Annotated in this window: 20 protein-coding genes and 4 tRNA genes; 16 read left to right on the top strand and 8 right to left on the bottom strand. The window is 27.5% G+C overall.

Annotated elements, in window-relative coordinates; genetic code table 11:
* Both KJQ97_RS06065 and KJQ97_RS06060 read right to left on the bottom strand, forming a co-directional pair.
* On the bottom strand, positions 1-188 hold a 188-nt coding region (locus KJQ97_RS06065; protein WP_214120271.1), incomplete at its 3' end, for a hypothetical protein.
* A complete protein-coding gene (locus tag KJQ97_RS06060; protein WP_214120270.1) occupies positions 188-1,051 on the bottom strand; it encodes a UbiA-like polyprenyltransferase in 864 nt (287 codons plus the stop codon). The genes KJQ97_RS06060 and KJQ97_RS06065, both read right to left, overlap by 1 nt.
* A gap of 56 nt (positions 1,052-1,107) precedes the next feature.
* On the opposite strand from KJQ97_RS06060, the gene miaA reads away from it, so the two are divergent.
* Positions 1,108-1,977, top strand: a complete 870-nt coding sequence (gene miaA / locus KJQ97_RS06055; RefSeq protein ID WP_214120269.1) for a tRNA (adenosine(37)-N6)-dimethylallyltransferase MiaA — start codon at positions 1,108-1,110, stop codon at positions 1,975-1,977.
* Positions 1,978-2,028: 51 nt separating this feature from the next.
* Here the strand turns inward: miaA and dnaJ are convergent, their stop codons facing one another.
* On the bottom strand, positions 2,029-3,120 hold the full coding sequence (gene dnaJ, locus KJQ97_RS06050; RefSeq protein ID WP_214120268.1) for a molecular chaperone DnaJ: 1,092 nt from the start codon (positions 3,118-3,120) through the stop codon (positions 2,029-2,031).
* A 78-nt stretch (positions 3,121-3,198) separates the two neighbouring features.
* On the opposite strand from dnaJ, the gene KJQ97_RS06045 reads away from it, so the two are divergent.
* The 15 genes from KJQ97_RS06045 to KJQ97_RS05975 all read left to right on the top strand — a co-directional run bounded on the left by KJQ97_RS06045 (position 3,199) and on the right by KJQ97_RS05975 (position 12,160).
* Positions 3,199-3,870: a response regulator transcription factor gene (locus tag KJQ97_RS06045; protein WP_214116928.1), complete on the top strand. Its 672-nt coding sequence runs from the start codon at positions 3,199-3,201 to the stop codon at positions 3,868-3,870.
* Positions 3,870-5,090 carry an ArsS family sensor histidine kinase gene (locus KJQ97_RS06040; RefSeq protein WP_214116929.1) on the top strand — a complete coding sequence of 407 codons (1,221 nt, stop codon included), beginning with the start codon at positions 3,870-3,872 and terminating at the stop codon, positions 5,088-5,090. The genes KJQ97_RS06045 and KJQ97_RS06040 overlap by 1 nt, the downstream gene beginning before the upstream one ends.
* Positions 5,087-5,650: a recombination protein RecR gene (locus tag KJQ97_RS06035; protein ID WP_214120267.1), complete on the top strand. Its 564-nt coding sequence runs from the start codon at positions 5,087-5,089 to the stop codon at positions 5,648-5,650. The genes KJQ97_RS06040 and KJQ97_RS06035 overlap by 4 nt, the downstream gene beginning before the upstream one ends.
* Positions 5,640-6,302, top strand: a complete 663-nt coding sequence (locus KJQ97_RS06030) for a hypothetical protein (protein ID WP_214120266.1) — start codon at positions 5,640-5,642, stop codon at positions 6,300-6,302. The genes KJQ97_RS06035 and KJQ97_RS06030 overlap by 11 nt, the downstream gene beginning before the upstream one ends.
* Entirely contained in the window at positions 6,299-7,909 is a 1,611-nt protein-coding gene (dsbD, locus tag KJQ97_RS06025; protein WP_214120265.1) for a protein-disulfide reductase DsbD, read from the top strand. Before KJQ97_RS06030 ends, dsbD begins: the two co-directional genes overlap by 4 nt.
* Before the next feature lie 54 nt (positions 7,910-7,963).
* A complete protein-coding gene (ndk, locus tag KJQ97_RS06020; protein WP_214116937.1) occupies positions 7,964-8,377 on the top strand; it encodes a nucleoside-diphosphate kinase in 414 nt (137 codons plus the stop codon).
* A 1-nt stretch (position 8,378) separates the two neighbouring features.
* Positions 8,379-8,729 (top strand): hypothetical protein, encoded by a 351-nt coding sequence (locus KJQ97_RS06015; RefSeq protein WP_214116939.1) that lies wholly within the window; start codon positions 8,379-8,381, stop codon positions 8,727-8,729.
* Between the two features lie 10 nt (positions 8,730-8,739).
* Positions 8,740-8,886 carry a 50S ribosomal protein L32 gene (rpmF, locus tag KJQ97_RS06010; protein ID WP_214116941.1) on the top strand — a complete coding sequence of 49 codons (147 nt, stop codon included), beginning with the start codon at positions 8,740-8,742 and terminating at the stop codon, positions 8,884-8,886.
* Positions 8,887-8,891: 5 nt separating this feature from the next.
* The gene (gene plsX, locus KJQ97_RS06005) at positions 8,892-9,881 is read left to right on the top strand and encodes a phosphate acyltransferase PlsX (RefSeq protein ID WP_214116943.1); all 990 of its coding nucleotides are present in this window, start codon (positions 8,892-8,894) and stop codon (positions 9,879-9,881) included.
* Entirely contained in the window at positions 9,859-10,845 is a 987-nt protein-coding gene (locus KJQ97_RS06000; protein WP_214116945.1) for a beta-ketoacyl-ACP synthase III, read from the top strand. The genes plsX and KJQ97_RS06000 overlap by 23 nt, the downstream gene beginning before the upstream one ends.
* Before the next feature lie 234 nt (positions 10,846-11,079).
* A tRNA-Lys gene (locus KJQ97_RS05995) sits at positions 11,080-11,155 on the top strand.
* Between the two features lie 21 nt (positions 11,156-11,176).
* Positions 11,177-11,252: transfer RNA gene (locus KJQ97_RS05990), tRNA-Glu, on the top strand.
* 1 nt (position 11,253) lies between these two features.
* A tRNA-Val gene (locus KJQ97_RS05985) sits at positions 11,254-11,329 on the top strand.
* A 16-nt stretch (positions 11,330-11,345) separates the two neighbouring features.
* Positions 11,346-11,422 (top strand) — tRNA-Asp (locus KJQ97_RS05980).
* 300 nt (positions 11,423-11,722) lie between these two features.
* A complete protein-coding gene (locus KJQ97_RS05975) occupies positions 11,723-12,160 on the top strand; it encodes a PH domain-containing protein (protein ID WP_214120264.1) in 438 nt (145 codons plus the stop codon).
* Between the two features lie 22 nt (positions 12,161-12,182).
* On the opposite strand, the gene KJQ97_RS05970 is transcribed toward KJQ97_RS05975, so the two are convergent.
* The 5 genes from KJQ97_RS05970 to KJQ97_RS05950 all read right to left on the bottom strand — a co-directional run bounded on the left by KJQ97_RS05970 (position 12,183) and on the right by KJQ97_RS05950 (position 19,488).
* A complete protein-coding gene (locus KJQ97_RS05970) occupies positions 12,183-16,013 on the bottom strand; it encodes an autotransporter outer membrane beta-barrel domain-containing protein (protein ID WP_214120263.1) in 3,831 nt (1,276 codons plus the stop codon).
* An 82-nt stretch (positions 16,014-16,095) separates the two neighbouring features.
* Complete coding sequence (locus KJQ97_RS05965) at positions 16,096-17,313, bottom strand: flavodoxin family protein (protein ID WP_214120262.1); 1,218 nt, start codon at positions 17,311-17,313, stop codon at positions 16,096-16,098.
* Positions 17,313-17,963 carry a hypothetical protein gene (locus KJQ97_RS05960; RefSeq protein WP_214120261.1) on the bottom strand — a complete coding sequence of 217 codons (651 nt, stop codon included), beginning with the start codon at positions 17,961-17,963 and terminating at the stop codon, positions 17,313-17,315. Before KJQ97_RS05960 ends, KJQ97_RS05965 begins: the two co-directional genes overlap by 1 nt.
* Complete coding sequence (locus KJQ97_RS05955) at positions 17,963-18,733, bottom strand: ABC transporter substrate-binding protein (protein WP_214120260.1); 771 nt, start codon at positions 18,731-18,733, stop codon at positions 17,963-17,965. Before KJQ97_RS05955 ends, KJQ97_RS05960 begins: the two co-directional genes overlap by 1 nt.
* Before the next feature lie 8 nt (positions 18,734-18,741).
* Positions 18,742-19,488: an ABC transporter ATP-binding protein gene (locus tag KJQ97_RS05950; RefSeq protein WP_214120259.1), complete on the bottom strand. Its 747-nt coding sequence runs from the start codon at positions 19,486-19,488 to the stop codon at positions 18,742-18,744.
* Between the last annotated feature and the right edge of the window lie 29 nt (positions 19,489-19,517).

The raw sequence follows: 19,517 nt of genomic DNA, 5'->3' as shown, positions 1-19,517 counted from the left end.
TTTTTAATATCACAAAGCATTTCAAAAAACAATTTATCTTCAGGATACATATCCATTTTACTAGCTCTGTGCCTATAATCTTGTAAAGATTTATGATAATTAATAGCATTATATTCTTGTAAAAATCTATCTTCTAATTCCTCACATTCTTGATAATCAATTCTAAATCTTGCTTCATACATAATCATTAGCTAACCTTTAAATCTATTATAAAAAATATCAAAAACACTATGCTAACAATAGCGTTTATATCAAAAAAAGCTCTTTCTATTTTTTCTGTATTTTTTCTCACTATAAAATGCTCTATTATTAATAAAATTCCTACGATTATCAATCCTAAAAATCCATAAAATCCAGCATTTACACTAACTAAAAAAACAAACCAAAACAAAAATGCAATCAAATGAAAAATCGCAGCTATAAATAAAGTAGCCGTTTTACCAAAACAAGATGGTATAGAAAATAAATTATTTGCTTTATCAAATTCTAAATCTTGCAAAGCATACAAGCAATCAAACCCAGCAGTCCAAAAACAAACCGCAAAACATAAAGCAATAGAATAAGCACTAATAGAATTTGTAAGCACAATTTCACCTGCTACACAAGCAAATCCTAAAGATAAGCCTAAAATAATATGAGCTAAATAAGAAAATCTCTTAAATAAAGAATAAGAACCAAGTAAAGCTAAGGCAAAAAAGCTAAGATAAAAGCAAGTAGTATTTATAAAATACGCTAAAAGCACGAAAATTACAGCATTTGCGATTATAAATAAAAGCAAATTCCCACGCCCTACTCTACCATCTACACTAGGACGATTTTTTGTCCTTTCGTTTAATATATCAATATCAGCATCAAGTAATCTATTAAGTGCCATTGCGTAATTTCTAGCACAAACAGCACAAAAAATAGCTAAGATAAAATTAAGCCAAATTGATGATAAACTTAATTCATATAATTTTATAGCGCTAAGCATTGAAATAATTAAGAAAGGTAAAGCAAAAATACTATGCTTAAATACGATTAATTCTAAAATGTTTTTTAATTTATTCATAACTCTTCCGTTTTTAATCTAGTTTATAATATTTTAATTAAGATTTAAGGATAAAGATGAAAAAAATTGCTCTCATAGGAACAACTGCAAGTGGCAAAACAAACCTAGCTCATAAACTTGCTAAAGCTTCAAATTCTATAATTTTAAGCCTTGATAGTTTATGTCTTTATAAAGAATTAAATATTATAAATGCCAAGCCAGATAATCAAATGCTAGAAGAGATTAAATACTTTGGAATAAATCTAATTAGCGTAAATGAAAATTATAATGTAGGGCTTTATTTTGATGAGTACAAAAAGGCTTTAGAATTTGCAAAAAATAATGAAAAAAATCTAATCATAACAGGCGGAAGTGGATTTTATCTAAAAGCAATGCTTGATGGATTAAGCCCTAAAATTAATGATATTAATCATAATTTAAGCCTTGATGAAATCTATAATCTAATGCTAAAAATTGATAAAAACTCAAACATATCAGCAAATGATACTTATAGGCTAAATAAATGGTATAGCATTTATAAAAGTACAAATGAAATTCCTAGCCTTTGGCTAAAAGCAAATACTCAAGAAGCGCTTATTAAAGAGCTTAAAATATACGATATTTTATGGGATAAAGATATTTTAAACGAAAGAATTAGACTAAGGACCAAACAAATGCTTAGCTTAAATGCTTATGATGAAGTTATAAATTTATATAAGATTTATGGCGATACAAAAGCATTAAACTCTATTGGAGCTAAAGAAATAATTGATTGTTTTAATCAAAAAATATCTAAAGATGAATTAGAAGATTTAATCACAATTCACACAAGACAACTAGCAAAAAGACAAAGAACTTTTAATAAAAAATTTAATGCAAAAGTTTTTAATATAAAAAGCGAAGAAGATTTGCAAAACGCATATGAAAGTATTTTAAGCTCACTTTAATAAAAATATTTTTAATTCAAATTCTAAAAAGAATTTGAATTAAAATAAAAATTATTTAAACCAAGATTTAATAGTATCAAATATCCCGTGTTGTTGCTCTTTAGCATCATTTTTGATACCAAAACTCTCATTTAATTTTTCTAATAATTCTTTTTGTTCTGCATTTATATGTTTTGGATACATAATACTAAGTTGGACAAATTGATCCCCTGTTCTTCTTGTATGATGGTTTTTAACACCTTCGCCACTAATTTTTACAAGTTGTTTATCGCTTAAGCCAAATGGAATTTGAATACTAGCTTCTCCTCTAATAGTAGGCACAATGATGGTAGAACCTAAAGCTGCTTGGGTAAATAATATTGGAACATCTATATAAATATCATCACCTTTTCTAATAAACCTATCATCTCTTGCTACACGAAGTTTTATATACAAATCAGAACGCTCATTAGAATTAATCTCATTTCCTTTATTAGAGCATTTTAAAGTTACTCCGTTATCAACTCCTTCAGGAATAGTTACTTCTAATTCTTCTTTTTTATTTTCTTTTCCACTACCTTGACAAGATGAACATTTATCTTTTACTACTTTACCTTTACCGCCACACACATCACAAGTGCTAACCATTTGGAAAAAGCCTTTTCTAATAGCTATTTTGCCCTTGCCATTACATCTTGAGCAAGTAGTTGTAGTTTTACTTGCCGAGCCTGTTCCATCACACTTAATACAATTTGCTTTATAAGAATAATTAACTTTCTTTTTACAACCAAAAATAGCTTCTTTAAAACCTAATTCAAGAGTAATAAATAAATCTTCATCAATTTCTTCATCATCACTATCGCCAAAGCCACCAAAAATATCACTAAAAATATCACTAAAATTTGAAAATCCTTCAAATCCAAAGCCACCAGCACCTGAACCACCATTAAGACCAGCTTCGCCGTATCTATCATATCTAGCTCTTTTAGTGTCATCACTTAAGGTTTCATAAGCTACATTGATTTCTTTAAACTTTTCTTCAGCATCTTTATCGCCTTGATTTCTATCAGGATGATATTTCAATGCCAATTTTCTATAAGCTTTTTTAATTTCTTCAGAACTAGCATTTTTACTAACTCCTAGAATTTCATAAAAGTCACGCATCTTTTTCCTTTTGCAATTTATCATTTATAAATTAATTATTGTTAGAATGGAAAGACTTTAATAAATAAAGGTGAAAAAATGATTAATGTAATTATGATTGAAGACGAAGTGGAATTCGCTGAGTTGATTACAGAGTTTTTAGCAAGGTTTAACATAAAAGTTACAAATTACAGCACTCCTGCTGAAGGTTTAACTGCTAACTTTAGTAATTATGATTGTCTAATTTTAGACTTAACTCTACCTGGAATGGATGGATTAGAAGTATGCAAGGAAATTCGCAAGAAGTATGATATTCCTATTATCATTTCAAGTGCTAGAGGGGATACAAGTGATAAGGTTTTAGGACTTGGATTAGGGGCTGATGATTATTTACCAAAACCTTATGAGCCAACTGAATTGCAAGCAAGGGTATCATCACTTGTTAGAAGATACAAAAAAAGCTTACTACCACCTGAAGAAGAAGTAAGCACATTATTCAAAGTTGAGCATGAAAAACATGAAATTTACTATGATAAAAAACCACTAAGCTTAACACCAGCTGAATATGATATATTAAGTTATCTAGTGAAAAGACATAGCTATTCAGTATCAAGAGATGAGCTAGCTAATAGCTGTAGGTCATTAAGAGAAAAAGATAGCAAAAGCTTAGATGTAATTATAGGAAGATTAAGAAGTAAGATAGGCGATAGTTCAAAAGACCCTAAACATATATTCTCTGTTCGTGGTATTGGTTATAAGCTTCTTGGCTAATGCTGTTACACTCTATTCTTAGTAAGCTAATAGCAGTTTTTGCTATTAGCATTATACTTACTATTACAGCTATTATACAAATAACTCAATACTCCAATAAGGCTTTAAGAGCTGAAAGTATAAGTAGGCTTTATTTTGCAATATTAGCTATTAATAAATTGTATGCTAGTGGTGCTGGTGTAGAAATTGATAAATACTTACAAGATATTGATTTTCAAGAAATCACAGACAAGCGTTTTATGCGTGAGCTTTGCACAAGCAATGATAAGCCAATAGACCATAAAACTAATTTTGGACTAATTCAAGGAATTGTTTATAAAGACAAATATTATTTAAAACTCATAAATCAAAAAAATAATTCATTAAAAGTTTATGAAAACACCCACAATAATAATATAAATGATGGTTTAATTAAATTATTAATATCATTAATTATTATGATGTTTTTCGCTTCTTTAATATATTGTTATAATTTAATTCAACCATTAAAGGGTCTTACAAGACATATTAGGGATTTATCAAACGGAAAAAATAGCAATTTTTCTTATTATAAAAATGATGAAATAGGATTATTAACTAAAGAATTTAATAAAGCTACTAAAAAAAATAATGAATTGGTATTGGCAAGAAGATTTTTTTTAAGAGCAATTATGCACGAGTTAAAAACACCTATTGCTAAAGGAATGTTTGCAGCAACTATGCCAGAAAGCGAAAAAAATAAAAAAATCTTAATAAGTGTATTCAAAGGTATGAATGCTTTAGTAAATGAATTTAAGCAAGTAGAAGAAATACTATCTAAAAACCATGAAGTAGTCTTAAAAGAATATTCGTATTCATATTTATTAGAGCAATCAATCAGTGCTTTATATTTAGATAATTTACAAATTATTGATGTAAAAATGAACGAAGATAGAACAATAATAGTAGATGGAGCTTTATTTATAATATTAATTAAAAATCTATTAGATAATGCTATTAAATACTCAAGCAACCATAAGTGTATAATTGAATTTCAAAAAGACTATATTAATGTAAAAAACATAGGAGAAGAAAAAGACTTTAATACAGAAGAGTATTTTAAACCATTTGCAAGGGGTAATGCAGAGCAAAGTGGATTTGGATTAGGACTTTATTTAATAAAATATATTTGTGATACTCAAGGATTTGAGCTTAAATATTTTTACGATGATGGCTATCATAACTTTAGGATTATATTGTGATACATTTTGATAATTTATGCAAAAGCATAGGAAAAATTCAAGGAATTGGCAAAAAAACTTCTTTAAAAATGGCTTATTATTTGTGTTATGAAAATAAAAATTTATTAGAAGAACTAATGAATTCTTTAGAAAATGCTAAAAAAAATATAAAAGAATGTTCTATTTGTGGTTGCTTAAGTGAAAATGAACTTTGTGATTATTGCATAAATGATGAATTAGATAATACAATTTGCTTAGTAGAAAGCCCAAAAGATGTATTTTTTATAGATGAATGTAAAGTATATGAAGGTAGATATTTTATACTTTCAAAAACCAATGAATACTATTTAAAAAAATTAGAAAAAATGATTTGCAAATACAATACAATAGAACTGGTTTTAGCCTACACACCAAGCGTTAGCACGGATACGGTGTGCTTTTATTTAGAAGATTATTTTAAACACTACAATGTAAAAGTAAGCAAAATCGCTCAAGGCGTTCCAAATGGTATTAAAATTCAAGATATTGATATTCACTCTTTAAGTAGTGCAATTTTAAATAGGGTAAGTATTGATGGGTAAAAAAACTATTATATTATTTTCATTATTAGCCTGTATTAGCGTAATATTAAATAGCATAGATATTTATATTACACTTGATAAAAACTATCAGCTAAAAGACAATGAAGGCACTAAAAATATCATCGCAAAACAAGCAAAAGCAATAGTAGATAAAATAGATAATTATGCAAAAAATCTTCCAAATTCTTTAAATTATAAAGAAAAAATTAATCTAATCAAAAAAGAAATTAATACGATTAATTTTGATAATTATCAAGAAAAAGCCTATGCTTTTAATGAGTTAGGATTTTATATAGCTCATTATTCTAAGGACTATGAGCATCAAAATATTTTTTTAGAAAAAGACACAAATAATAAATTTTATATAAAAGAACTGCTAGCAAAAATAAAAGATGAAGGATATACAAAAGCTAATATTTTTTGGACTAACTACTCAATAAGACATATAATAACTTATATCAAAAAAGATAAAAATTTAAATGTATATTATGGTTGCACTATTGATTTAGATAAAATTAAAAACTTTAAAAAAATAAAGGCAAGTTATAACGATAAAGAAAAAATACTAATTATTTTTAGCACATTATTTATTATTTTTACAATCATATGTTTTACTCTTATACAATATAAAAAAACAAGGAAAAAACAATGAAATTTATTATAAATATTTTAATATTTTGCGTATTAGCAATTGCAAATCCACTACCGCCAAATGAAGCATTTAAATTCCAACTTGAAAATAATTCTCAAGTAAATTTTATAAAACTTAATCTAAATCCTGATATTTATTTATATAAAAACGAAATAAAAGTCTTATTAAACAACCAAAATATCACAAATAAATTTGACTTAAGCAATGCGGTATTAAAGGATAATGTTGAAGTCTTTTACAATACTTTAGAATTTGATTTCCCAAATTTTACATTAAAAAATAATGACAATATTAAAATTTTTTATTTAGGTTGTTCTACTGAAGGATTATGTTATCAACCACTTGTAGCGTCTTTTAATTATCAAAATGATAAATTGGTTTTAGAATACGATAACAAAGAAGCTTTAAAACTAAAAAAAGAAAAACAATCTACACAAAACGAATATGAAAGCAAGCTTTTAAATTCTTCATTTTTAATAAATATTTTAACTTTTTTTGTATCAGGAATATTATTATCTTTAACACCTTGCACCCTACCAATGATACCTATAATATCTAGTATTTTGGCAAAAAGTAGTGGTAAAAATCCAATAATTTCAAGCATTATTTATGTATTAGGAATGGCTATTAGCTATACAATAGCAGGAATAATAGCAGCTTTAGTAGGAAGTGGAGTTCAAGTATTTTTTCAAAATCCAATTGTAATCATTCTATTTTCTTTAATTTTTGTAATTTTATCATTATCAATGTTTGGCTTATTTGAACTAAAAATGCCTAACTTTATTGTAAATAGCGTAAATAAAAAAAGCTCAAAATATAGTGGAATTATCGGAGTATTTTTAATGGGGGTCTTAAGTGCTTTAATAGTAGGACCTTGTGTAGCTGCACCACTTGCTGGAATTTTAATTTATGTAGCAAATAGCAATGATGTATTGCTTGGAGCTTTTTCATTATTTTTTATGAGTATAGGTATGGGAATTCCACTAATAGCAATTGGTTTTGGTTTTAAATTTATAACTGGTTCTTGGATGCAATATGTTAATAAATTTTTTGGATTTATTTTATTAGGAATAGCAATATTTTTCTTAGAAAGAATAATAAATGAGAATATTACAAATATTTTATATGCCTTACTTGGTATTAGTTTTGTAGTATTTTTTGGCTTATTTGAAAATACTAAAAATAAATTCTTTTTATTTTTTAAAATTATTTTAGTTTTAATATTAGCTTATAGTTTTATATTATTAAACAAAACTTTTAATCCAAGTAATAATATTTCTCAACAGAATTTAGAATTCACACAAGCAAAAGAAAAATTAAATCTAAGTTCAAAAAATATTGTGTATTTTACAGCTAGCTGGTGTGAGAACTGCAAAGTTATGCAAAATACTACTTTTAAAGATAAAGAAGTTATAAATGAGTTGAAAAATTACAATTTAATCAAAATAGATTTAACTAACCCAAACCAATTTGAACAAGAAATGGCAGAGACTTATAAGGTTTTTGGACCACCAGTTTTACTTGTTTTAAACGATAAAGGCGAAGTGCTAAAACAAATAATAGGATTAGTTGATGCAAAAACTTTATTAAAAGAACTTAATTTTTAAAGCTTAAATTAATTTATTTTTGTATAATATGAGCTTTTATTTTAAGGAGATTTAATGCAAAGAACTTTATCAATCATTAAACCTGACGCTGTTAAGAAAGGTGTTATAGGTCAAATTTTAAGTCGTTTTGAAGCAAATGGCTTAAGAATTGCAGCTATTAAAAAGCTTTATTTAACAAAAGAACAAGCAGGAGAATTTTACGCAGTTCATAAAGAAAGACCATTTTATAAAGATTTAGTTGAATTTATGACTAGTGGTCCTGTTGTAGTATCTGTTTTAGAAGGCGAAAATGCAGTTGCTAAAAATCGTGAATTAATGGGAGCAACTAATCCAAAAGAAGCAGCTAAGGGAACAATAAGAGCTGATTTTGCTGAAAGTATTGACGCAAACGCAGTGCATGGTAGTGATAGTTTAGAAAATGCTAAAATAGAAATAGAGTTTTTCTTTAATAAACTTGAAATAAATTAAAATGAAAATTGCTTTTAGTAAAATTAATTCGGTAAAATACCCTTTTAAGTTAGATTTTGATAATTTAATATTAGAAGGCTTTTTAAAGAGAAAAGATAATAAAATAGTTACACTAGACGCAATTTTAGTAGGCAATGTAATTCATTATTGTGATAGTTGTGCTGCTGAAATTGAGATTGAAATTAATGAAAAAATTAATTTAGATTTGAGCGATGGTGTATTTAAAGATGAAGAAAACGAATTAAGCGACACTATGGAATTTTATGATGGTGAAATAGACTTAATTGAAGTATTAAAAAGCGAATTAGCTTTATATTTAAGCGATTATTTTTATTGTCAAAAATGTAAATAAGGAGAATAACATGGCAGTTCCAAAGAGAAGAGTTAGTAAAACAAGAGCAGCAAAAAGACGCACTCATTACAAAATTGAGCTAGTAAGACCGATTAAAGATAAAGATGGTAGTTGGAAATTACCTCATAGAATTAATCCAACAACTGGCGAATATTAATACCTATGATAAAAGTTGCTGTTGATGCTATGGGTGGAGATTTTTCTTTCACCCCAATAATTAGTGGAGTTATAAAAGCGTTAAAAGAAAAAGATAATTTTAGCGTTATTCTAGTTGGAGATGAAGAAAAAATAAAAAGTCAAATTCCATCAGAATTATCAAATAGAGTTGAATTTGTTCATACTACCGATGTTTTTGATATGGATGAAAATTCTACAGATGTTTTAAAACGCAAAGACAGCAGTATTTATAAAGCAGTTGAATTAGTAAGAAACCACGAAGCAAATGCAGTTGTTTCGGCTGGGCATAGTGGTGCTACAATGAGCCTTGCAACCCTTAGAATAGGTAGAGTAAAAGGTGTTTTAAGACCTGCTATCGCAACTTTAATGCCTACTTTTAACGGCAGGGTTTTGGTATTAGATGTAGGTGCTAATGTTGATTGCGAAGAAGAAAATTTATTACAATTTGCAATAATGGGCGAAGCTTATGCAAAAGAAGTAATGAATATAAAAAATCCTAAAATTGCACTACTTTCAAACGGAGAAGAAGATTGCAAAGGAAACAAACTTACAAAAGACACACATAAATTATTAAGAGAACATTTAAGCAATTTTATAGGCAATGTTGAAGGCGGACATATATTTGCCGGAGAATGTGATGTAGTAGTTTGCGATGGATTTACTGGAAATATATTATTAAAAACTGCAGAAGGTGCTGTAGGCATTTTTGCTAAGTTGTTAAAAAATGAGATTAAAAAATCATCATTGTCAAAACTTGGTTATATGCTTAGCAAAGGTGCATTTAATGCTTTAAAACAGCATTTAGACTACGACCAATATGGTGGAGCTCCATTATTAGGAATTGATGGATGTGCTATCATTAGCCACGGAAAAAGCAATGAAGAAGCTATAAAAAATGCAATTTTTCAAGCTTTAAAATTTGCTAATTCAAATGTAAACAAAGTGATTGAAGATGAAATTAAAAGCTTGCATTAAAAGTATTGCTTCGTATTTACCAGAAAAAACACTAACAAATAAAGATTTTGAAAGTTTTTTAGATACAAGTGATGAATGGATATTAAAAAGAACAGGAATTAAGCAAAGATATATTGCTAGTGAAACTGAAAATACTAGCGATTTAGCATATAAAGCAGCTATAAAAGCTATACAAAGAGCTAAAATTCAAACTAATGATATAGATTTAATAATAGTAGCTACATTAAGTCCTGATTATTTTACTATGCCATCAACTGCAGTAGTTGTAGCAAATAAACTTGGATTAAAAGGTGTAAGTGCATTTGATATAAGTGCTGCTTGTTCGGGATTTATTTATATGCTTGAGCTTGCTCGTTCTATGGTTGAAAGTGGTGCTAAAAAAAATGTATTAATAATAGGAGCTGAAAAAATATCTTCTGTTCTTGATTATACAGATAGAACTACTTGTGTTTTATTTGGAGATGGCGCTGGAGCTTGCGTTGTAAGTGCAAGTGAAGGTAAAGGAATTATAGATATTCATACAGGAAGCGATGGAGAATTTAAAGATTTATTATGCACTAAGCGTTCAAATCAAACAAAACAATTAGAGCCTATTAAACTTGAAATGAAAGGCAATGAAGTATTTAAGGTAGCTGTTAAAACATTATCAGATGATGTGTCGTATTTATTAGATAAAAACAAACTTAAAACAAGTGATATAGATTTATTTATACCACATCAAGCAAATCTTAGAATTATCTCTTATGTTCAAGAAAAACTTGGCTTAAGCGATGAGCAGTGTGTTGTATGTGTTGATAAATTTGGTAATACTTCAGCTGCGTCAATTCCAATAGCTATCAATGAAGCTTACGAACAAGGTCGTTTAACAAATGGCAAATTAATGCTTTTAGACGCATTTGGCGGCGGATTTACTTGGGGTAGTGCTTTAGCTTATTTTGATGGAATTGATTATAAGAATTTATAAATTTCAAATCATATTACTATTTATAAAAGAATTTAATTAAGTATATTTTTGTTATAAAATCTTGAAAGTATATTTATTTAACTTATTAATTAAAATTTTTGCAATATTTTTATGAACTTTATTATTCAAATCTTCTTTATTTTCAAGAGATTTAATATAAATATTATAAATTATTTTAATATTAATTTTAATTTAAGTTTTAAAATGTATAATCCAAACTTATTTTTATTTTAAGTCTTGTTAGCTCAGCAGGTAGAGCATCTCACTTTTAATGAGGGGGCCGTTGGTTCGAATCCAACACAGGACACCATTTTTTTTGATCCAGGTTTGAGACCCTTTCGTCTAGTGGCTCAGGACGCCATTCTCTCCGTTTGGAAACGAAAGTTCAAATCTTTCAAGGGTCGCCATGGTCGCTTAGCTCAGTTGGTAGAGCGCCACCCTTACAAGGTGGATGTCATAAGTTCGAGTCTTATAGCGACCACCATTCATTAAATTCGGTTGCGGCGGTAGTTCAGCTGGTTAGAATATCGGCCTGTCACGCCGGAGGTCGCGGGTTCGAGCCCCGTCCGCCGCGCCATTTAATTTCACTTAAGATAAATCAATTTTCCCAAGTTTTTTAATAAATCAAATTAATTTTTGTATGAATATTTTCTAACTCAATAATAACTACAAATATTTTAAAAACACATTACTAAAAGCAACAATAAAATATACTTATAAAAACCCAAATTCAAGTTATTATAAAACTTTTAAAAATATTAATATCATTAATTCTAATTCTTTATAAATTTAAACGCAAAATATATTTATCATTTAAGCTAGAATTAAAAATGGGGGGGGGTATAATACTTTTTTTAATTTTTTAAAAGGAGTTTTTATGTCTTATGTAGAACAAGTTTTAGGTGCAGATGAAAGCGTTGTTTTAAAAGCCAAAGTTAGTATTTTTGCTTTTATAGGTGATTTATTTGCTATTTTAATTTTAGCAATTTTAAGTATTGCTATTCATCCTTTTATTGCTATATTTATCATCTTTCTTTTACTTCGTATGTTCGTTATCATTACAACAACAGAACTTGCTTTAACAAATAGAAAAGTTATAGCTAAATTTGGCTTTATTAGAAGAGATACAATAGAGCTAAGATTAGAAAAAATAGAAAGTATCAGAGTTGGTCAAGGAATTCTTGGTAGGATTTTTAATTTTGGCACAATATTTATAAATGGTGCTGGTTCTTCTGCACCTGTTCCTTTTATTGGTGAACCAATAAAATTCAAAAAAAGTGTAGATGAATATATAGAAAATAAATTATCAAAATAAGCCCTATTTCTAGGGCTATTTTTTAAAACGAATATCTTAAAGTTCCGTTTATATTGTAGTTTGTATTATATTTTCCACTAAATGATTTTTCAGCATCTAAGCTAAACTTAGTATTTTTACCTAAGTTAAAATTAGCTCCTACACTTGCAAATCCACGACTATCTTTAAAGCCTTTTTCAACTCTTGTAGTTGTGCCATCGCTTAGAGTTATAGTAGGAGTATTATTTAAATCAAATGCCCCGCCAACACTAGCTCTTAAACCAAAAGTATCATTAATATTCGCACCAGCACTTAAAGCAACTTTTGCTGCTCCCATAAATTTACCTTCACTTTTTAAAGTAACTTTATCATTACCCTTTAAATTAGCCATAGGAACATAGCCAAGGATTAATTCAGCACTAGGCTCAAGATAAAAATCACTTCCCATTCTATATCCAGCCTCAACGCTACCTAAAAATCCACTTCCGCTATCTTTTAAATCGCCTAACCAAACATTATCTTTAAATGTTGATTTATGATTGGTGTATCTAGCTGTAGCGTCAATAAATAAGCCATCATTACCAACTAAGCTAACATAAGCACCAATGCCGTGATTTTTCACCTTAGAATTACTTGAATTACTTGTGCTTTGACCTATATTTGCCATTACACCTGAATATAATTCTCCATAATTTGTGCTAGTTTGCTTATCTGCACCAAATTGCACTTCATAGTATTTTATTTTAGCACTATCAATCTTGCCTTCACCACCAAAACTTCTAATCCAAATTCCAGCATTTTTGCCATCATTATTTCTTAGTTCGCCCATTCTTTTGTTTAGATTATTCCATTCACTAACATAAGAATAATAAGTCTGATTTAGCATATTTTTTGCATCTGTTAAAGCCTTAGTATTAGCACCTTTTAAAGTAAGTTCAATCTCATTACCATTAATGTTAGACCCTACTTTAATAGCTTCTTCAATTGCTGCGTTTTTAATATCTGTTTGCGCTTCTTCAATTGCTTTATCAAGGCTAGTTTCACTTGCTACAATCTTGCTTGTATCATTTGCAACTTTATTAGCATTTGCCATTACCTCATCACTTGCAGTTCCTTTTGCAACTTCATTTGCTTTCTGAGCAATTGCACCTACACTTGAGCTTGCATTATCTAAGATACTCTTATCAGCACCACTTTTGCTATCAGCACTAAAATTATCACTTGTCTTACTAGCATCAGCCCTACTTGCAGCCGCATTAATAGGATTTGCTACAACTGAATAATAAATATAATCCTCATCTCCTTGCTTTAATGTCCCGCTTAAGATATTTTTCTTATCTAATGAATATACACTTAGACCATCATAAACTCCGATTTTTGTAACGAAGTCTTCTGCTGTTGCATTTCCATTTCCAATCTTTAATAAAGCTAATGGAAGATTTGCTAAATTACTTGCATCAGCTTTGCCATTATTTACATTTAAACCAAGTAATCCTATTTCATTTGCCTTACCACTTGTGCTATTTCTTGCAATCATTGTGCCTAAGAATGTATTGTTTGTGCCACCCATAATAAATGTATTATTACTTGCATTTAAATCATTTGCTAAAATTCTACCTGTAATCTTAGAATTATTCACATTTAATTTATCAGCTTTCATATCGCCAAATACAATAGCCTTATTTAAATTAATGCTTGAACCTTTTGAGATAGGGTCTTTATAAAAATTCGCAGCACTAACTTGATTTGCCAATACACCAGTAGTTAAATCATCGCTAATATCAGCATTACCTATAACTTGAGCTTTGATAGCTGAACTATTGATATTTATATCTTTTGCTTGTAAAAGAGTTGTATTAGCACTCTTATCTAATTTATAAGCACTCTCTATACCTGTTAAGCTTAGATTATTTGAAGCTGCGATATTAGCGTCATAGCTAATCTCTCCGTGATACTCTCTAGCTTCTTTATCTAGTCTTTCTACATCTTCAACGATACCACTTAAGCTTAGATTTCTAGCCTTAACATCTTTATCAAATGATGAACTAACAGCATTGATTGAGCCGTAGTTTGTAACGCTTTCTCTAAATAAAGCTTTATTAGCATTTGCATTAAACTCTGCGTCTTTTAGATTTGTTCCGTGTGTAAGCTTATTTATAACTGCATTTTTAAGAGTAATTGTTTTAGAACTTGTAGCTTTATCGTTTGCTATGATATTTTCTGCATAAGTATTTGTTAGGCTTATATTTCCATCATTTACATTGATATTTGCAAATCTTGACATTGTATTAATTGCATCATCATTGTCAATATAAGAAAATGCAGGATTATACTCTTGATTGCCGTTTTTATCTTTTACTCTTTCGCCACTTTCATCTCTTTTTTCTTCTAATAAATTTCCTAAAGCTTTTAAATCGCCCTTAGCAATATTTACATCACTTTTAAAAATTGAGTTATTAGCATTTAAATTACCTTCTGTAATATAAACACCACCTGTATTTTCAAAACTACTAACAATAGTATTTATATCGCCTTTAGTAACTTTTACAACCCCATCTCCACTCATTTCAAAACCAGTTGTATCAATACCACCATTAGCTATCAAATCTCCAGTTTCCATCTCTTCACTATCTACATATTTTAAAGCATCTTTATAAAATGTAGTGCTATCAATATCATGAGAATTTGAAGTTGCTGCTTTAATCAGTGGTAAGAACTTTTCTTCATTATTCATTATCTCATCAAGTCTCTTCATATCTTCAGCACTTGCTATTTTTTCGCTATTTAAAAGAGTTGAGAAATGCTTATTCGCTAATTCTTTTTGATGAGCTCCACTTATGAATTTTCCATCAGTTTCTACATTACCCTTTATTTTTGTTCCATAAATTTCTATATCGCCTTTACTCTTAACTCCATTTTGAATGTCCGAAAGGATAAATCTAGCTTTGCCGTTTTGATTATCAATAGCACCTTGAAAAGTTGTGTTAAAGCCATAGAATGAATTATTTGCACTTGCTTTAGTATTTGCTGTAACTTTACCACCGATTACAGCTGTTTCAAATTTAGCTAAATTAGAGCTTGTTATATCTCCACCATATAAATCACTTGTTTGTTCGCCATGTTGGATACTAGGCTCTCTTGCTATGTATGGTTTATCATTTCCAACTGGTGTTCCCATTACATATAAATCTTTAGCACTTACGCTACCATTTACATCAGCTTCAAGTAAAATTACATCTCCATTGCCACTAATAGCTACACCACTGCTACTTTCAATAGCACCTTCATCTAAAACAAATAAATCATTATTCTCAATTGTAGTTCCTACAGATTTAATTTCTATATTTGATACATGCAAACCACTATTGTTTGTAATTTTTTTACCTTCTGCAAGATCTATTTGAATTCCATCAATCAAACCATTGATTTTGTAGTTTTTATTGGTATTTAAAAGTTTTTTAAAAAAACCTACTTTCTCTTCTGTAAATTCTGGGTCAATTAAAGCACGATTAAAATCAACTAGGCTTTTATTATTTGTAAAACTACCTTTTAAAATGTGTTCTTTATGAACACCACCACCTTCATGGTCTAATAAAAATGCTCCATTATTTACAATATCACCTGTAATTGTTTTAAGACCTATATCTTCTTGAAAAGTTGCTTTTCCGTAGTTTTTAATAGTAATATTTTCAGCAATATCACTTGTAATTTTGTAGTAGTCTTTCTCAGCTTCTGCGTGAGTAGCTTTGTTTAACTCTAAAGCGTTTAAGCTAGTGCTAAGAATTAATGCACTCGCAACTAATGAGAGCTTAAATACCCCCCCCCCCCGTAATGTGTCTAGCCATGACGTCTCCTTAAAAAAATAATTTTGCATAAGCAAGTCGTGATGATAATTTATATAAATTAAATATAACTTAAATTATGTTTGATTATAAAAAATAATCAAACATAGAATTTCAATTTGCATTATTATGTAATTTATGCGGCATATTTAATCTAACTTCAGCAGCTTTATTATTAGAATCTATATCAAAAGCAGCACCAAAGCCTTTTACAAATCTACCTGATTTTATACTTAATTGTATAAAATGAAAATCTAGCATTTTGCTAAAAATATTTACCTCATTTCCATATTTTTCTTTTAAAACTTCAAATAATTCTTCTCTTCTATCATCAACTATTTTTGCATTTACTTGATATTTGAGCCTTTTTCTTGCAAATATTGTTTTAGCTTTACTCTCGTCTTCTAAAAACATTATTTCTATATTGTTAGAGTTGTTTTTAATACTTGAAAAATGTTCAGCAACTTCGCTTATGAAAATAAACATTTCATCATTTTTAAAAATTATTGGAGCATAAGAGCAAATAACTTGATTATTTTTGCTAACACTAGCAATATTTACACTTTTAAAAGAATGTTTAAAATTTTTTATTTCTTCATCTAAATTATTAGAATTTATTTTTGTTTCACTAACTAGTTCTATTACACTATAATGAAGTGTATCTTCACTAGCCTTAGTTTTATAATCTAAATGTAAAATTTCTCCATCATACAAAATATCCATTCCGCTATAAGTTATATCTATTAACTCCACATTTTGAGCATCTTTATTTGTATGATGCTTTACTAGTCTAAATAAAGAATCTTTATGGTCTTTATTCATATGTTCTTTTGCTTGTTGTAATTTCATGATTTTTTCCTTAATATAAATTGTAAAGTTTTTTGTTATTTTTAAATCGTTTTCATCGGGATGTTTTTTGCTATTTTTCCATAATTTCTCCTTTTCTTTTGTAATAATATAATTAGGGTTTTCTTTAGCTAATTTTTTTGCATTATTTATATATTCATCACTAATAGCTCCATTTACTGCTTGTATGCCTAGCACTTGATTATTTTCATTAAAAATATTAAAAAACATTTCTTTTTTATTTTTTATATACTCGCTGTTTTTATCTGCTCCACAAGTAAAAATTATGCCTAAAATCTTATTTTGTATTTTTGGCATATTGCTTGTGATATTGCCTTTTTCTAACCAAAATACTAAGAAAATATACTTATGCTTATCAATATCTTTATAATGCTCTAAATTAAAGCAATCAATATTTAAAAGTTTAGCGATTTCTAAGGCTATTTTTTTACTGCTATTATTTTTGCTAAGATATAAAACAACCATTAATTCATCCTATATTCTATATTTTTTAAAAATACACAGCCTAAAGCTTGCTTATCTAGTATTTTGTATTTCATATCTAAAATTAGTTTTTTTGTATGATTTGCAAAGAAGTCATTTCCAGTAATGCTTAAAATATTTATTCCGTTGTTTGAAATGCTAAATCTAACGCTAACTTTACTTATCCTTTCAAGTTTTAACATTTTTGCTTTTTTAGGATAAGAATTATCAAGTTCATTAAAAATTATATTGCTTTTGCAAAATTGTGAATTTGTATTTTTAGGATATTCTTTAACCATATTAATCTGATTGTTAGTAATAAGATTTTCTTTAGTTTCTTCTTTGTTTTCATTTGCTGTATTGCTTGTGCTTTTAGTATCTTGTTTTGCTTCTTTTTTAATTTTTACTTTTTTATTTGCTTTTAAATTTGTATTTTTTATATTTATTTCTTTTTGTATAACTTGCTCTGATAAATTATTTTGTTGGTTGAAAATCTCTTCTTGAAGGATTTTTTGATTATTTAAAAAATCTTCTTTTTTTGTTTCAATTATTTCAATATTAATTTTTTTATTATCAATTATAATTTCTTCAGTGCTAAGTGGTATCGTTAGTGCGACAATGTTTATTATCAAAGAAATTATAAAAAATCTCATTATAATTCCTTTGACAATTCTTTCATATTTATAATAATTCTCGGACTTGCCCTAAGCAGTGATGAAGAATTTGTTTTTATTAGATTATTGTTTTTGAATGCTTTAGTATGTTTTAAAAAATTGCTTATAATTTTTAAATCTCCGTCATTAAAATAAAAAATATAATCAGGATTTTTACTTATTATATATTCTTTATTTACTATTGGCGTTTGTTCTTTTAAATCACATATATTTTTCATACCAAAAGCTTTAATAACATCATTTGCTAAATTGTTATCACAAAATAACATTATAGGGTTTGATGAGAAAATAAACATAGCTGTTTTATCTTTTGCAAGATTGTGAAATTCTTTAATTCCTAATTCAAATTCTTTGATGATTTCTTGTGCTTTATCTTTTTTGTTTGTAATTTCTCCTAATTTAGCAATATTGTTTTTTAGCTCTTCGAAAGAATTAGCTTTAAAATCTAAAATTTTTATATTAAATTCTTTTAATTTTTCTAATCCTAATGAATGTTGACTTGTTATTACAATATCAGGTTTTAATTCTATTATTTTTTCAATGTTTGGTCTTGTGTATGTTCCTACGCTTGGTAATTGTTTTGTTTTATCTTCTGGATAAATGGTAGAAGTGGTGGTGTTAGCTATAGCTAAAATATTATTAAAACTATCTAGCTCATATAATATTTCTACAGCACTAGGTTCTAAGACAACTAATTTATTTGCATTTAAATTAACTAAAATTAATAAACTTAATAAAATTTTTTTCATTTTTTCTCCTAAAATATAACATTTAAATTATTTTTATTTTCATAAATATCACAATCAAATTCAAAAATATTTTTAATGTTTTCTTTATTAAAAACTATTCTTGTTTTGTCGTAAAATAAAATATTTTTATCTTTAACAAAAGCTATCTCATCACAAAATCTAATACTTGTGAATAAATCATGTATTACCATTAATATAAGCAAACCATCCTTTGCTAAGTCTTTTAATAATTGCATTAAAAATATAGAGTAATTAATATCAAGTGGAGCACAAATTTCATCTAATAATAAAATTTTTGGTTTTTTTATTAAAGCTCTTGCTAACATTACTTTTGCAAATTCTCCACCACTTAAATTATTAGTAAGATTATTTTTATAGTTTTGTATATTTAAAAATTCCATTATTTCATCAAGTTTTTTGTAATCATTTTGTATATAAAATGAATTGTTTTTACTAAATAAGCCCATCATTATAAAATCACTCACGCTAATGGGCATAAATTGATTTGATTTTTGTGGAACATAAGAGATTAAATTACTTAAATCTTTATGATTTAATAGTTTTAGATTTTTATTTTTAAAACTAATTTCGCCTTTATACGAAAGCAAATTAATTATACATTTAATTAAAGTGCTTTTACCACAACCATTTTTACCCATTAAACCTATAAAATTTGATGAATTAAAATTTATATTTAAATTACTAAAAATTATTTTGTCTTGATATGAGAATGAAAAATTTTTAATTTCAAGCATAGTTTTTCCTTAAAGCTAAATATATAAAT

The organism is Campylobacter sp. 2018MI01, from assembly GCF_018501205.1.
Classification (GTDB): domain Bacteria; phylum Campylobacterota; class Campylobacteria; order Campylobacterales; family Campylobacteraceae; genus Campylobacter_E.
The sequence above is the reverse complement of the archived record's forward strand: the minus strand, read 5'-3'. Positions and strand labels throughout refer to the sequence as shown.